The following is a 14,080-nucleotide window of genomic DNA, read 5'->3' on the forward strand; positions in this document are numbered from 1 at the left end:
CAGAGAGCTGACCGGCAGGCGTGCGCCGCGGCCCTCGGCCGGTGCCTGCGTCATGCGGCCGCCTCTAAAGGAAGCGCAGGCCGGCGCGCCCTGTGGGGCGGGGGCGGTCCCCGAGTGTCCGGGCATCGACCAAGGACCGCCCCCGCCCGCTCAGTTGCCGCGGCTCAGTTGCCCGGCGACCCGAATTCCTTGCGGGTGTCCACCGGCTCGCCGAACAGCTGCCAGCGCTCACCCTTGAACCGCATCAGCTGCATCGTCTCGATCGGGAAGGCGTCGTCGGGCCCCGTGGAGAGCGTGACACCGGGCAGCAGCATGTCCACCTTGACGTCCTTCAGGTCGCGCACCGCGTCCCGCAGCCCTTCCCTGGTCGGGCACTTCATGGCGTCCAGGGCCTTGTGCAGGCTGGAGGCGGCGGCCCAGCCGTAGGCGTTGAACTGGTTGGTCGGGTCGGAGTCGGGCGCGTACTTGTCCAGCGCGGCGTTGTACGCCTTGATCTCCGCGTCGTCGGCCCACTGCGGGTCGGCGGGGTCCTTGAAGTAGGTCGCCGAGACCACCCCCTGGACGTTCTTGAAGCCGACAGGCTTGAGCACGGTGGCCGACGAGGACACGTTGTTGACGATGTGCAGCGGGTTCCACTTGGTGTTCTTGGCGTCGGCGGCGAGGGCCTGGCTGCCGAACTTGGGCGTGGTGATGTTGAGCAGGACGTCCGCCTTGGAGCGGGCGAGGCTCGTCATCTGCGCCGACACCGACGGGTCGGTGACCTCGTAGCTCTCCTCGGCGACCACCTCGATGCCGCTGCCGGCGACGGCTTCCTTGAATCCGCCGAGCAGGTCCTTGCCGAAGTCGTCGTTCTGGAAGAGGACCGCGACCTTGGCCTTGGGCTTCTCGTCCTTGAGGTACTTGGCGTACACCCGCGCCTCGGACACGTAGTTGGGCTGCCAGCCGATGGTCCAGGGATGCTTGTCGTCCGTGCCCCAGACGGAGGCTCCCGTGGCGACGAAGGGCTGGGGCACCTTCTGCTGGTTGAGGTAGTCCCACACGGCCGCGGTGGACGGCGTGCCCAGGCTCTGGAACACGGCGAACACCTTCTCCCGCTCGACCAGTCTGCGGGCCTCCTCGACCGCCTTCGGCGGCTGGTAGCCGTCGTCGCGGACGACGAACTCCACCTTGCGGCCGTCTATGCCGCCCTGGTCGTTGACGGCCTTGAAGTAGGTGTCCACGCCCTTGCTGATCGTTCCGTACGCGGAGGCCGGTCCCGACAGCGGATAGATTCCGCCCAGCTTGATGGTCGTGTCGGTGATCCCGGTGGTCTGCTGACCCTTGCACGCGCCATCGGCGGCGGTGCCTTGTTCGTCCTCCCCACGCTGGCTGTTGCAGGCCGTGGCGAGGAGCAGAGCGGCGGACGCGGCCGCGGCCGCCCGCAGAGCGGTCGTCTTGCGCATGTGACTCATTCCTTTTCCGTGCGGGGCGGTGCGCCCACGGGTTCGGCATCGGCAGGTGCGGGATCCGCGGGAGTGGGGGGCGCGGAGGATTCGGACGCGGACGTGGCGTCCGTGTCGGGCGCGGACTCGGGCGTCCGGTCGGGGGCAGGGGTGGTGCGGGTCGGGCGGCGGGCGGCGAGGCTCCGGAGACGGCCCACCAGGCCGGCCAGTCCCGTCGGGGCCACGAACATCACCACGATGATCAGGAGGCCGAACACCACACCGGGCGCGGCGTCGCTGATGTCCTGGGCCCAGCTGGGCACGTACATGACGAACGCCGCCCCCAGCAGCGGTCCGTACAGCGAGGCCAGTCCTCCGACCACCAGCCCGGCCAGCAGCGTGATGGACAGTACGAAGCTGAACGAGTCGGGTGAGACGTAGCCGATGACCCACGTGTACACACAGCCGGAGACCCCGGCGAACAGGGCGCTCCACGCGAAGGCAAGGGTCTTGTGCAGGGACAGCCGTACGCCCATGACCTCCGCGGCGCTCTCGTTGTCGCGTACGGCGAGCAGGGCCCGGCCGGCCCGGGAGCGCAGCAGGTTGCGGGCGAGCAGCAGGGCCACCGCGGCGACGGTGAGGGCCACGAAGTACATCCACTGGTCCTCGGCCAGGCCGCTCCATGCCGGGGGTTGCAGCTTGTCGACGGTCAGGCCCATGGAGCCGCCCGTCACCGGTTCGAGCCGCTTGAGCAGCGGGGGCAGGAACACCGCGAACGAGAGGGTGACCAGGGCCAGGTACAGTCCGCGCAGCCGCAGCGCGGGCACTCCGAATCCGAGGCCGAGCAGGAAGCATCCGGCGGCCGCGACGGGCAGCGTGGCCAGGTGGCCGGTGTCGTAGCGGTCGAGCATGACGGCCGCCGTGTAGGCCCCTGCGGCGAAGAACGCGCCATGGCCGAGGGATATCTGCCCGCCGAATCCGACCAGCAGGTTCAGTCCGGCCAGCGCCACGGCGTACACCAGCACCATGGTCAGCTGGAAGACCTGGAAGGGGGCGAAGTAGAACGGTGCGCCGACGGCGACGGCCACCGCGAGCAGTGCGGTGAGCGCGGCCCGCGGGCGGCGGGCGCGGTCGGTTGCGAGGGTGGCGACGATCGTGCTCATGCGCGTTCCACCGCCGCCCGTCCGAACAGGCCCTGGGGCCGCACCAGCAGCACCGCCAGGATGGTCACCAGGGGTACGCCGACCTTCAGATCGGCGCCGATGACATCCACGTACGCCCCGGCCAGCGTTTCGGCGACGCCCACGAGCAGACCGCCGACCACCGCGCCGACCGGGCTGTCGAAGCCCCCGAGGGTGGCCGCGGCGAACGCGTAGATCAGCACTCCGCCCATCATGTTGGGCTCCAGGAACAGCAGCGGTGCGACCAGCACGCCCGACACCGCGCCGACCGTCGCGGCCAGTCCCCAGCCGAGCATCAGCACCCGGCCGACCCGGATGCCCGACAGCCGGGCGGAGGCGGGGTTGCAGGCGACGGCCCGCATCACCAGGCCGACGGAGGTGTGCTGGAACAGCAGGTACAGCAGGCCCATCACGACGGCCACCACCGCGATGATCCCGAGGGTCGACCAGTCCACACGCACCCCGGCCAGGTCGATGCCTCCGTCGGGGAAGGGCTGCGGGAAGTCCTTCACGGTGAACGACCAGATCAGGCCGGCCATGGCGTTGACGAAGATGAACAGGCCGACCGTGACGATGACCATCGTCAGCTCGGGCGCGTTCTGCACGGGGCGGATGACGAGCCGCTCGATGAGCATGCCGCCGGCGAACGACACCGCGAGGGTGACCGGCAGCGCCAGCCAGAACGACATACCGGAGGCGACGAGTTGCCAGGCCACGTAGGTGGAGATCATGGCGAGCTCGCCCTGCGCGAAGTTGACGATCCCCGTGAACCGGTGGATCAGCACCAGGGCCAGGGCCAGGCTGGCGTACACCGCGCCGGAGCCGACCCCTTCCACCACTTGCTGGAGCAGTTCGGTCACGGTGCTCACCCGCCCGTTCCGGTACGGACGGAGACACCGAGGTACACCTCGGCGACCTGCCCGTCCTCGCGGATCCGGTCGGCCGGTCCGGACAGCACCAGACGGCCGGCCTCCAGTACATGGGCCCGGTGCGCGATGTCCAGCGCGAGCTGGGCGTTCTGCTCGACGACGATCACGGTGGTGCGTTCCTCCTCGTTCACGGCACGGACGATCTCGAACAGCTCGCGCGTGACCAGGGGCGCGAGACCCAGCGACGGCTCGTCCAGGAGCAGCAGCGAGGGCCGCAGCATCAGGGCTCGGCCGATGGCGAGCATCTGCTGCTCGCCGCCGCTGAGGCTGCCGGCGGCCTGGCGGGACCGCTGGCGCAGTTTGGGGAAGTAGCCGTAGATCCGTTCCAGGTCGGCCGCCACGGCCGCGCGCTCGGCGCGGCCCCGCCTCCAGTGGGCGGTGCGCAGATGGGCACCGATGCGCAGGTTCTCCTCGACGGTCAGCTCGTTGAAGGTGCCCCGGCCCTCGGGCACGTGCGCCACGCCGAGGCGGGCGGCCTGCTCGGGCGAGCGGCCCAGCAGCTGCGTACCGTCCAAGGTCACCGAGCCGCGGCCGCGCACCATTCCGCACAGGGCCCGCAGGGTCGTGGTCTTGCCCGCGCCGTTGGGTCCGAGGATCGCGCACACCTCGCCGCGGGCGACGGAGAAGTCCAGGCCCTGGAGCACACGCGCCTGGCCATATCCGGCGTGCAGGTCGGATGCCGTGAGGAAGTCCGGCTCCGTGCTCGCCTCCGCCTCGGCGCTCGCGGTGGTGGGCTCGCTCATGCCGCCACCCCCAGGTACGCCTCGATGACGGCCGGGTCGCGCTGGATCTCTTCCGGCGGGCCCTCAGCGATCTTGCGCCCGAAGTCGAGGCACACCACCTTGTCGCACAGGCCCATCACGAACCCCATGTGGTGCTCGACCACCACCAGGGTCAGGTCGAAGTCCTCGCGCACCGCCCGGACCAGATCCGCGAATTGGCCGACCTCGCCGTGGCTGAGCCCGTTGACGGGTTCGTCGAGCAGCAGCAGCCGGGGCCGTACCGCGAGCGCGCGGGCGAGTTCGACGCGTTTGAGCGTGCCGAACGGCAGCCCGGAGGCGGGGTGGTCGGCGACGTCCGCCAGGCCGAGACGCCGTAGCAAGTCCTCTGCGTGGTCACGCAGTTCCCTCTCCTCCCGCCGGACGCGGGGCAGCCGGAGCGCCGCGGCGAGGTGTCCGGTGCGCCCCCGGCTGTGGGCGCCGATCATGACGTTGTCCCGGACCGTGAGCCGTGGGAACAGCCCCAGGTTCTGGAAGGTGCGGGCGATGCCGCGCCCGGCCACGGAGTGCGGCGGGAGGGCGAGCAGGTCCTCGTCCTCGAAGCGCACCGTCCCCGCATCAGGGGTGCAGCGCCTGGTGAGGCAGTTGAACAACGTGGTCTTGCCGGCTCCGTTCGGTCCGATGAGCCCCACGGCGGTGCCCGGCTCGACCGTGAACGCGACACCGTCCAGTGCCGTGATCCCGCCGAAGCGCACGCTGATACCGTCGACCGCGAGCATGAGTGACGCCCCTTCCGAGGTGCTGGGGGGTTGGGCGAGCGTCACAGTAGGTGGGGGCCTTCCGCGCGCACATTGGGTACGAGCACCCAACTTCGCGGCCCCCGGCTTGTGCGCCGCGCCCAGCTTCCCCGGCTTGTCCCCCCTGAAGCCTGTTGACGGGACACGAGGAGGACGGCGACGATCGGCCCCATGCCTCGCGGACCCGCCTTGGGCACCCCCGCACACTCCGACCCGCTCAGCCGGGAGCGGCACCGGATCCTGCACGCCGTGCAGGACCGGCTGGAGGAGGTGGCGCAGACCACCATCGCGGTGATGCGCTCGGAGATCCCGTCATACGCGCTGCAGGACGAGCGATTCTTCGACGACGTGCGGGACCAGGTCCTCACGCACTACCGGATGCAGCTGGCGGCGCTGGCCGGCGACCGGGACATGGCCCCCGAGGACCTGGTCTTCAGCCGCGCGGCGGCCATGCGCCGAGCACGCGCCGGGTTCGCCCTGGAGGACTGGATCAGCGCCTTCCGGGTCGGCCGGCAGGTGTTGTGGGACGCGCTGCTGGACTGCGCGGGCACCTCCGCCGAGGCCCAGCAGGCCGCGCTGTCCCTCGTCACCCCGCTGATGCGGTATGTCGACTACGCCAGCACCCATGCCGCGCAGGCCTATGTCGAGTACCAGCAGCACGTGGTCGCGGACGCGGACCGGGAGCGCCGCGACCTGCTGGACCAGCTCCTGGCCGGGGCGGCACCGACGCGCGGTCCGCTGCTGGCCGCGGCGCAGGCGTACGGCATCGGGCCGCACTCTCCGATGATGGCGGTCGTGGCGGTGTGCGTCGGCGACACCCGCACCGGCGACTTCACCTCGGCCGAGCACGGCTACGCCGCCAGCGCGTCCATCAGCGTCGCCGGGCCGTGGGCCGGCCGGACCCTGGTCGTCGTACGCCACGGCGAGGTGGTGGCCGTGCCCGTGGTCCGCACGGGCATGGACGCGGAGGACATCTGTGCCCACTTCGAGGCCGTGCAGCGGCGGCTCGCGCGGAAGGGAACCATGCTCTCCATGGGCATCAGCACGGTCGCCCGGGGCGCCTGCGAACTGCCGCGCGCCTACGAGGAGGCACGGGCCGCCCTCGACCTGGTGCCGAGCGAGGGCGGGGTGGCGGCGCTGCCGCGCCTGTCCCCCTTCGAGTATCTGGCGCTGCGCGCCGACGACCTGGCCCGCCAGCTGGTCGATCCCCGCGTGCGTGCACTGCTGGAGGAGGACCGCAGACGTGGCGACATGCTGGCGGCGACCATACGGGCGTTCGCGGAGGCGGATCTCAACCTGCGGCTGGCCGCCGACCGGCTGCGGATACACCACAACACGGCGCACTACCGGTTGCGCCGGATCGAGGAACGCACCGGGCGCAATCCGCGCCGGATCGCCGACCTCCTGGAACTGCTGGTCGCCCTCGCCATCCGCGACGGGGCCGGGGAAGGCGGGGATCGCCAGTGAGCGGCATCGTGGAGTCTGCCGGGACCGGGGCGGCAGGTCAGCTGCCGGACGAGCAGGAGGGCATGGGCCTGCCGGAGGCACCCGCCGGGCAGTACCGAACGGTCCGGAGTGCGCTGCTGGACGCCGCGCTGGAGGTGTTCACCGAGCGCGGTTACACCGACGCCGGTCTCACCGAGATCGCGGCGCGCTGCGGCATCCCGGTGGGCAGCCTCTTCCAGCACTACGGCGGAAAGCGGGGGCTGTACCTCGCCCTTTGGGAGGAGTTCCGGGAGGAACAGGAGCGCCGGACCGCGGCCACGCTGACCGCCGAGCGTGACCGTGGCGTGGCCGATCCCATCGCCCTCTTCGTGGCGGGCGCCAGGGCGTACCTCGAGGGCGTCTGGGACAACCGGCGGTTCGGCAGACTCCTCGCGGAGGACGACGGCCCCGCCGGCTTCGACGCGCTGCGCCGCCAGTGGGACCGCGCCTGGGTACGGCGCAACGCCCGGCTCCTGGAGGTGGACGAGAAGCGACGTGCCGGCCGGGTCCGGGTGAGAGTGCTCACCACCGTGATCGGCGGTGCGGCACGCGAGTTGGCCGACTGCGGGGACGACACGGAGGTCCGGGAGATCGTGGACGAAGTGTGCGGCATCCTGATCCATCTGACGGCGCCGCCTGGCTGAACGCGCGGCGCGGCGAGAGTTCCAGGTCTGGTTGCTTGGTGAGATGGATCAGTGCGGTCGGCACCCGGCCGTGATCAGGTTGTCTCCTCGGGGTGCAGGCGTCCCAGCAGCTCGTAAAGGCTGCGGCGACCCTCCTCGTCCAGACGCGCAAAGGCTGCCGAGGTGGCCCGCATGTCGGCGCGGATGAGGCGGACTGCCTCGCTTCCCTCTTCGGTGGCGACCACGTTCTTGATCCGCCGGTCGGCCGCGTCGGCGTGTCTGGAGACCAGTCCACGTGCCTCCAGCCGGTCGACGAGTCCGGTGATGTTGGAGGCGTCACAGGCGAGCCGCCCTGCGAGGGCGCGCATGGGCAGCGGTTGTTGCCGAAGCAGGATGAGCATCTTGGCCTGCGTCATGGTGAGCCCGTGCATGGCGGCCGCCGCTGTGAGGTCCCGGTAGTAGCCGGCAGCGGCACGTGCCAAGCGCTCCATGAGTGCGTCGTGGGCAGGGTCGCTGTCCTGCGCAGCGGAGCGGTCGACGGGCGGGGCGGGGGTGTGGGCCATGCCTCAAGTGTAGGGGAAGCTCAACGTTTGACGTTCTCAACCTTTGAGGTTTACTGTCTCCGTCATTGCTTGGCTGTATCAAGCATCTAATCCTCGACCCGGTCCCCCGTCGGGTCCCGCCACAACGCCCCGCCCCGCACCGGAGAAGCCACCCGTGTCACAACCCCTTGCTCCGCCGCACGGCAGCCGCCGGGCCGAGACCGCAGTCGTCCTTGCCCTGAGCCTCGCCGCGATGATCGTGTCGATGATGCAGACGCTGGTGGTGCCGATCCTCGGCCTGATCCAGAGCAGCCTCGGCGCCAGCTCCGCCGAGGTCAGCTGGGTCACCACCGCGACCCTGCTCTCGGCAGCCGTCTTCACCCCGCTGCTCGGCCGCTTCGGCGACCAGCACGGCAAGAAGCCGACCCTCATCGGCGTGCTGGCGGTGATGATCGTCGGCTCGGTCCTGGCCGCCACGACCGACTCGTTGCTCTGGCTGATCGTCGGCCGCGTGTTGCAGGGCGCCGCCACCGCGATCTTTCCGCTCGCTCTGTCGGTGCTCCGCGAGGAGGTCCCCGCCCGCCGTCTGCCGGGAGCGATGGCACTGGTCAGCGGCACCCTTGCGTTCGGCAGCGGTTTCGCACTGGTCACCACCGGCCTGCTGACCCGCGGCGAAAGCGCCGACTACCACCGCGTCTTCTGGCTGGCCACCGGCCTCGCAGCGGTCACCCTGATCGCCGTCGTCCTCCTCGTACCGGCGAGCCGCACCAAGACCGGCGGACGCACCGACATACTCGGCGCCCTCACCCTCGGCCTCTTCCTGGTTCTCCTGCTGCTGCCGATCTCCCAGGGGCACGAGTGGGGCTGGACCTCCGCCCGTACGCTGGGCGGCTTCGCCGGAGCGGTCCTCATGGCCGGCGTCTGGAGCTTCACCGAGAGCCGGGTCCGCGAACCCATGGTCGACATGAGGATGTTCCTCCACCGCCCGGTGCTCTTCAGCAACCTCGCGGGCCTCTGCGTGGGATTCGGGATGTTCGCCCAGTTCCTCGGCGTCTCCTACCTGGCGCAGATGCCGCGGGACGTCGCAGGCTACGGCTTCGGCGCCTCCGTTCTCCGCGCCTCCGTCGAGTACCTGCTGCCCAGCACGATCGCGTCCCTCGTCGCCTCCCAGTTCGGTGGCCTGCTGATCCGCAGGATCGGCCCACGCCTCACCCTCGCCCTCAGCGCGACGATGGGCATCGCCGGCTTCGCGTGGCTGGCTGCCGCACACTCCTCGACCCCCTCGGTCATCGGCGCCGCCATGGCTGTCGGAACAGCCATCAGCCTCGGGTACGCCGCGATGCCCGCCCTCATCGTCGCGGGGGTGCCACCCCACCAGACCGGCATCGCCAACGGCATCAATTCCATCTCCCGGTCCGTCGGCAGCTCGATCGGCAGCGCGCTGATCACCTCACTCCTCGCCTCCCGAACCATCGAGAACCTTCCGGCCGGAGTGCCCCCGCTGCCCGCCGAGAGCCAGTTCACCCTGAGCTTCACGCTGGCCGGAGTCGCCTTCGCCTTCGTCCTGGCCCTCTCGCTGGTCGGCCTCAAGCGGGAACAGCAGGCGCCGCGTACGGAACACCTGCCCGCCACGGAGCCGGCCGCTGCCACTACGGCCGCCTGACGAGCCCCACCCCGATCTGCACCACTGCACCACTGCACCAAGGAGTTGCCATCATGAAAGCCATCACCTACCGCACCTACGGCGGCCCGGAGGTCCTGGAGTACGGCGATGCGCCGAACCCGAAGCTCGGTGTCGACACCGTGCTGGTCCGCGTGAAGGCCGCCTCCGTCAACCCGGTCGACTGGAAGATCCAGGCGGGGTACCTGGACGCCGTCATGGACGCCGTGTTCCCCGTCATCCCCGGCTGGGACGTGGCGGGCGTCGTCGAGGAGACCGGCGTCGGGGTCACCGAGTTCGTTCCGGGCGACGAGGTGATCGGCTACGTCCGTGAGGACTTCGTCTCCCGCGGGACCTTCGCCGAGTACGTCGCCGCCCCGGTCCGTACGCTCGCCCGCAAGCCCGCCAACCTCTCCTTCGAGGAGGCCGCCGGCCTCCCGCTGGCCGGCCTCACCGCGTACCAGGCGCTGACACGCTCCCTGCAGGTCCGGGCCGGGGACACCGTGCTGGTGCACGCCGCGGCGGGTGGCGTCGGCTCTCTGGCCGTACAGATCGCCAAGGCGCTCGGCGCCCGGGTCATCGGCACCGCCAGTGAGTACAACCACGCCTACCTGCGAGGGCTGGGAGCGGAGCCGGTCGCCTACGGCGAGGGCCTCACCGACCGTGTCCACGCCCTCGCGCCGCAGGGCGTGGATGCCGTCCTCGACCTCGTCGGCGGAGACGCCCTGAAGGTCTCGCCGGGGCTGCTCGCCGAGGGCGGCCGCCTGGCCTCCGCTGTGGACGGCGCCGTGCTCGGCCTCGGTGGCGGGTACGTCTTCGTGCGGCCCGACGCCCGGGACCTGGAAGCACTCACCGAGCTCGCCGAGCGCGGGGAGCTGCGGGTGGACGTGGCCGCCACGTTTGCGCTCGAGGAAGCCGCCGACGCCCAGCGCCTCAACCGCGAGGGCCACACCCGCGGCAAGATCATCATCGCTGTCGCCTGAGCCACCGCTCGCCCCGCGCGCACTGTGAAGGAGACAGTTGTGACCGCAGTTCTGTTCGTCGTCACCGGCGCCGACCGCTGGACGCTCGCCGACGGCACCCTGCACCCCACCGGCTACTGGGCCGAGGAACTCGCCACACCGCACCGGCTGTTCCGCGAGGCCGGTTTCGACGTCACCATCGCCACACCCGGCGGCGTTGCTCCGACCGTCGACGCCGTCAGCCTCGCCGCCGAGTCCGCCGGCGGCAAGGAGCAGGCCGATGCCATCGCCGCGTACCTGGCTTCCATCCGCGTCGACTTGGAGAATCCGGTCAAGCTCGAGGATGTCGACCTCGACGCGTACGCCGCCGTCCTTTACCCCGGTGGCCATGGCCCCATGGAGGACCTCGCCGTCAACGCCGACTCCGGTCGCCTCCTCACCACCGCACTGGACTCCGGCAAGCCCCTCGCGGTGCTGTGCCACGCCCCCGCGGCCCTGCTCGCCGCCCGGCGCGAGGACGGCAGCTGGCCGTTCGCCGGTTACCGCATGACCGGCTTCACCAACGACGAGGAGGCCGCGGCCGGTTTCGCCGACAAGGCCAAGTGGCTGCTCCAGGACCGCCTGGTGGAACTGGGGGCCGACTTCCAGGCCGCTGCCCCGTTCAGCGAGCACGTCGTGGCGGACCGCAATCTGCACACCGGTCAGAACCCCGCCTCCTCCGAGCAACTCGCCCGGAACGTCATCGGCACCCTGAACCGCGGCTGACCCTTGCCCGACGCCGGCGCCCGGGCCGCCCCGCGGCGCGGCGACAACGCCCCCGTCCATATACCGCACCTGTGAGGGAACCATGAACAACCCCGCCCCCGAGCAGCCCGCCGAGCTCGTCGCCCGGCTGCGCGCCACCTTCCGCGCCGGCAGGACCAAGCCCGTGGCCTGGCGCACCGAGCAGCTGTCCCGGATGCGTACCCTGCTCACCGATCAGGGGGAGACATTCGCCGCGGCGCTCCACGCCGACCTGGGAAAGAGCTCCGCCGAGGCTTACCGCACGGAGATCGACTTCGTCATACGCGAGATCGACCACACCCTGGAGCGTCTCGACGGGTGGCTGCGCCCCGAACCGGCCCCCGTCCCCGCGTTCATCGGCGAGGCGAGTGCCTGGACGCAGTACGACCCCCTGGGCGTCGTGCTGGTCATCGCCCCCTGGAACTACCCGGCGCAGCTGCTGCTGGCCCCGGTGGCCGGTGCGCTGGCCGCGGGCAACGCGGTGGTCGCCAAGCCCAGCGAACTGGCTCCGGCCACGTCCGCCGCCCTGGCCCGCCTCGTGCCGCAGTACCTCGACACCGACGCGGTCGCCGTGGTCGAAGGCGGGGTCCCGGAGACCACTGCCCTGCTCGAGCAGCGCTTCGACCACATCCTCTACACCGGCAACGGCACGGTCGGCCGCATCGTGATGGCCGCGGCCGCCCGGCACCTCACGCCCGTCACCCTCGAACTGGGCGGCAAGTCCCCGGCGTTCGTGGACCGGGGCACCGACCTGGACACCGTCGCCGCCCGCCTCGCGGCCGGGAAGTTCCTCAACGCCGGGCAGACCTGCGTCGCGCCCGACTACGTCCTCACCGACCCGGAGACCGCACGTGCTCTGGAAGCCGCCCTGGCCAAAACCATCGAGGGGCTGTACGGGTCCGATCCCGCCGCCTCCCCGGAGTACGGCCGTATCGTCAACGAACGCCACTTCGACCGGCTGACCGCTCTCCTCGACTCCGGCCGTCAGGTCACCGGCGGCGCGTACGACCGCGAGACGAAGTACATCGCGCCGACCGTCCTGGCCGAGGTGTCGCCGGACGCGCCCGTCATGCAGGAGGAGATCTTCGGCCCGATCCTCCCGATCGTCGAGGTGGCCGGGCTCGACGAGGCCATCGACTTCATCAACGACCGCGACAAGCCGCTGGCTCTGTACGCGTTCACCGAATCGGACACCACGCGGGGGCGGCTCGCCGCCGAAACCTCCTCGGGCGGCCTCGGGTTCGGTCTGCCGCTGGCCCATCTCACCATCTCCGACCTGCCGTTCGGAGGCGTCGGCGAGAGCGGCATGGGCAGCTACCACGGCCGCTACTCCATCGAGACCTTCAGCCACCGCAAGGCCGTCCTCGCCAAGCCCCTCAGCTGATCCACGCCCAGCTACGCCCAGCCGTGCGTGAGCACGGCGGAAAGTGACATTCCCACCATGAGCGCTCTCCCCACCACCAGCCGCGAATGGCATCTGGTCGCCCGCCCGAACGGTGTGCCCCGGCCGCAGGACTTCGCCCTGCGCGAGGTTCCCGTCGCCCAGCCCGGCCCCGGTCAGATCCTCGTACGCAACCTGCACCTGTCGGTCGACCCGTACATGCGCGGCCGGATGAACGACGTGAAGTCCTACGTCCCTCCCTTCCAGCTGAACCAGCCGATGGACGGAGGTGCGGTCGGCGTCGTCGTCGCCGTGGGCGATGACTCCCCCGCCGGCTCTTTCGCCGTGGGTGATCACGTCCTGCACGGGCTCGGCTGGCGGGAGTACGCGCTCCTCGACGCGGCGCACGCAGTGAAGGTCGACGCCGGGAACGCTCCGCTGAGCACGTACCTCGGTGTCCTCGGCATGCCCGGACTGACTGCCTATGCGGGCCTGCTGCGCGTGGCGGAGTTCCACGAGGGCGACACCGTCTTCGTCTCCGGCGCGGCGGGCGCGGTCGGCAGCCAGGTCGGACAGATCGCCCGGCTCAAGGGTGCCAAGCGGGTCATCGGCAGCGCCGGCTCGGACGAGAAGGTCCAACTGCTCCTCGACAAGTACGGCTTCGACGCCGCCTTCAACTACAAGAGCGGGCCCGTGGCCGAGCAGCTCAAGGCAGCGGCCCCGGACGGCATCGACGTCTACTTCGACAACGTCGGCGGCGACCATCTCGAGGCGGCGATCGGTGCCCTCAACGTGCACGGCCGGGCAGCGCTGTGCGGGGCCATCGCCCAGTACAACGCGACCGAGCCCGCCCCCGGACCGCGCAACCTCGCGCTCGCCATCGGCAAGCGCCTCACTCTGCGCGGCCTGCTGGTCTCCGACCACAACGACCTGCAGCAGCAGTTCGTTGAGGAGGTCGGTGGCTGGATCCGCGACGGGAAGCTTCACTACGAGGAGACGGTCGTGGAAGGCATCGAGAACAACGTCGAGGCATTCCTCGGCATGCTCCGTGGCGACAACACCGGCAAGATGGTCGTGACCCTTCCGGCACAGGCCGCGATCGACAACTGACCACCGCGGGCGCACCGCACGGCGGCATCCGCATTCCCTCAGCGCGTGGGCCCGGGGCTCCTGCTACCGGGCCCACGCCGGGCTTTGCATGGTGTCAAGAATCGGACGTCGACGGCGAGGGCCGGGCGTCCCGGGCGGCGGGCCACATCGGCTCGTGTCACGGCCCCCGCGGTCATGTGCGAGGCACCTCGTCAAGGTGCCAGAACACGCTCAACCACCGTCGATCGCCACCTGTTCACAACCCCCATGCGTCGGGCACAGCGCGTCGCACCATGGCGGGATGGAAGTTGAAGAAGGCCGCCTCCACCACACCCGCCGTCACCGCTCCCAGCGGCGCGGCCCGAGCTGCGAAGTAGCCCATCCAAAAACCGAGCAGGCCGACAGCGCGGTTGGCCTCGCGGCTCTCGGGCGCGAAGTACGTGACCGCGTGCAGGGTTCGAGGACTTGCCAGACCGTACGGGCGAATGTTGCCTCCACATGTGCCATC

At 70.8% G+C, this 14,080-nt stretch carries 14 protein-coding genes; 7 read left to right on the forward strand and 7 right to left on the reverse strand.

Annotated features, from left to right (window positions below):
• Window positions 1–164 precede the first annotated feature (164 nt).
• The 5 genes from H4N64_RS39845 to H4N64_RS39865 are packed head-to-tail and all read right to left on the reverse strand — an operon-like array spanning window position 165 to window position 5,029.
• Window positions 165–1,442, reverse strand: coding sequence for an ABC transporter substrate-binding protein (locus tag H4N64_RS39845; RefSeq protein ID WP_186287508.1), 1,278 nt, complete (start codon window positions 1,440–1,442; stop codon window positions 165–167).
• 5 nt (window positions 1,443–1,447) lie between these two features.
• Window positions 1,448–2,584, reverse strand: a complete 1,137-nt coding sequence (locus tag H4N64_RS39850; protein ID WP_186287509.1) for a branched-chain amino acid ABC transporter permease — start codon at window positions 2,582–2,584, stop codon at window positions 1,448–1,450.
• Window positions 2,581–3,471, reverse strand: coding sequence for a branched-chain amino acid ABC transporter permease (locus H4N64_RS39855; RefSeq protein WP_336246934.1), 891 nt, complete (start codon window positions 3,469–3,471; stop codon window positions 2,581–2,583). The genes H4N64_RS39850 and H4N64_RS39855 overlap by 4 nt, the downstream gene beginning before the upstream one ends.
• Window positions 3,468–4,274 carry an ABC transporter ATP-binding protein gene (locus H4N64_RS39860; RefSeq protein WP_186287510.1) on the reverse strand — a complete coding sequence of 269 codons (807 nt, stop codon included), beginning with the start codon at window positions 4,272–4,274 and terminating at the stop codon, window positions 3,468–3,470. Before H4N64_RS39860 ends, H4N64_RS39855 begins: the two co-directional genes overlap by 4 nt.
• The gene (locus H4N64_RS39865; RefSeq protein ID WP_186287511.1) at window positions 4,271–5,029 is read right to left on the reverse strand and encodes an ABC transporter ATP-binding protein; all 759 of its coding nucleotides are present in this window, start codon (window positions 5,027–5,029) and stop codon (window positions 4,271–4,273) included. Before H4N64_RS39865 ends, H4N64_RS39860 begins: the two co-directional genes overlap by 4 nt.
• 189 nt (window positions 5,030–5,218) lie before the next feature.
• Between H4N64_RS39865 and H4N64_RS39870 the strand changes: the two genes are divergently transcribed.
• Entirely contained in the window at window positions 5,219–6,514 is a 1,296-nt protein-coding gene (locus tag H4N64_RS39870) for a PucR family transcriptional regulator (RefSeq protein WP_186287512.1), read from the forward strand.
• Window positions 6,511–7,176 carry a TetR/AcrR family transcriptional regulator gene (locus H4N64_RS39875; protein WP_222109955.1) on the forward strand — a complete coding sequence of 222 codons (666 nt, stop codon included), beginning with the start codon at window positions 6,511–6,513 and terminating at the stop codon, window positions 7,174–7,176. The genes H4N64_RS39870 and H4N64_RS39875 overlap by 4 nt, the downstream gene beginning before the upstream one ends.
• A 74-nt stretch (window positions 7,177–7,250) precedes the next feature.
• Here the strand turns inward: H4N64_RS39875 and H4N64_RS46255 are convergent, their stop codons facing one another.
• Window positions 7,251–7,718, reverse strand: a complete 468-nt coding sequence (locus H4N64_RS46255; RefSeq protein ID WP_336246935.1) for a MarR family winged helix-turn-helix transcriptional regulator — start codon at window positions 7,716–7,718, stop codon at window positions 7,251–7,253.
• Between the two features lie 154 nt (window positions 7,719–7,872).
• Between H4N64_RS46255 and H4N64_RS39885 the strand changes: the two genes are divergently transcribed.
• The 5 genes from H4N64_RS39885 to H4N64_RS39905 all read left to right on the forward strand — a co-directional run bounded on the left by H4N64_RS39885 (window position 7,873) and on the right by H4N64_RS39905 (window position 13,593).
• Window positions 7,873–9,360 (forward strand): MFS transporter, encoded by a 1,488-nt coding sequence (locus H4N64_RS39885; protein WP_336246936.1) that lies wholly within the window; start codon window positions 7,873–7,875, stop codon window positions 9,358–9,360.
• Between the two features lie 53 nt (window positions 9,361–9,413).
• Window positions 9,414–10,340 carry an NADP-dependent oxidoreductase gene (locus H4N64_RS39890; RefSeq protein WP_186287513.1) on the forward strand — a complete coding sequence of 309 codons (927 nt, stop codon included), beginning with the start codon at window positions 9,414–9,416 and terminating at the stop codon, window positions 10,338–10,340.
• A gap of 39 nt (window positions 10,341–10,379) precedes the next feature.
• Window positions 10,380–11,084, forward strand: a complete 705-nt coding sequence (locus H4N64_RS39895) for a DJ-1/PfpI family protein (RefSeq protein WP_186287514.1) — start codon at window positions 10,380–10,382, stop codon at window positions 11,082–11,084.
• Window positions 11,085–11,166: 82 nt separating this feature from the next.
• On the forward strand, window positions 11,167–12,486 hold the full coding sequence (locus H4N64_RS39900; RefSeq protein WP_186287515.1) for an aldehyde dehydrogenase family protein: 1,320 nt from the start codon (window positions 11,167–11,169) through the stop codon (window positions 12,484–12,486).
• 57 nt (window positions 12,487–12,543) lie between these two features.
• Window positions 12,544–13,593: an NADP-dependent oxidoreductase gene (locus H4N64_RS39905; RefSeq protein ID WP_186287516.1), complete on the forward strand. Its 1,050-nt coding sequence runs from the start codon at window positions 12,544–12,546 to the stop codon at window positions 13,591–13,593.
• A gap of 235 nt (window positions 13,594–13,828) precedes the next feature.
• On the opposite strand, the gene H4N64_RS47055 is transcribed toward H4N64_RS39905, so the two are convergent.
• A complete protein-coding gene (locus H4N64_RS47055; protein ID WP_418896333.1) occupies window positions 13,829–14,059 on the reverse strand; it encodes a helix-turn-helix domain-containing protein in 231 nt (76 codons plus the stop codon).
• Window positions 14,060–14,080 lie beyond the last annotated feature (21 nt).

It is taken from the genome of Streptomyces cupreus, assembly GCF_014257025.1.
GTDB lineage: Bacteria > Actinomycetota > Actinomycetes > Streptomycetales > Streptomycetaceae > Streptomyces > Streptomyces cupreus.

Excerpts from the sequence above, each read along its gene's own strand:
- H4N64_RS39845 (WP_186287508.1), bottom strand. The coding sequence starts at position 1,442 with ATGCGCAAGACGACCGCTCTGCGGGCGGCCGCGGCCGCGTCCGCCGCT.
- H4N64_RS39850 (WP_186287509.1), bottom strand. The coding sequence starts at position 2,584 with ATGAGCACGATCGTCGCCACCCTCGCAACCGACCGCGCCCGCCGCCCG.
- H4N64_RS39860 (WP_186287510.1), bottom strand. The coding sequence starts at position 4,274 with ATGAGCGAGCCCACCACCGCGAGCGCCGAGGCGGAGGCGAGCACGGAG.
- H4N64_RS39865 (WP_186287511.1), bottom strand. The coding sequence starts at position 5,029 with ATGCTCGCGGTCGACGGTATCAGCGTGCGCTTCGGCGGGATCACGGCA.
- H4N64_RS39870 (WP_186287512.1), top strand. The coding sequence starts at position 5,219 with ATGCCTCGCGGACCCGCCTTGGGCACCCCCGCACACTCCGACCCGCTC.
- H4N64_RS46255 (WP_336246935.1), bottom strand. The coding sequence starts at position 7,718 with ATGGCCCACACCCCCGCCCCGCCCGTCGACCGCTCCGCTGCGCAGGAC.
- H4N64_RS39890 (WP_186287513.1), top strand. The coding sequence starts at position 9,414 with ATGAAAGCCATCACCTACCGCACCTACGGCGGCCCGGAGGTCCTGGAG.
- H4N64_RS39900 (WP_186287515.1), top strand. The coding sequence starts at position 11,167 with ATGAACAACCCCGCCCCCGAGCAGCCCGCCGAGCTCGTCGCCCGGCTG.
- H4N64_RS39905 (WP_186287516.1), top strand. The coding sequence starts at position 12,544 with ATGAGCGCTCTCCCCACCACCAGCCGCGAATGGCATCTGGTCGCCCGC.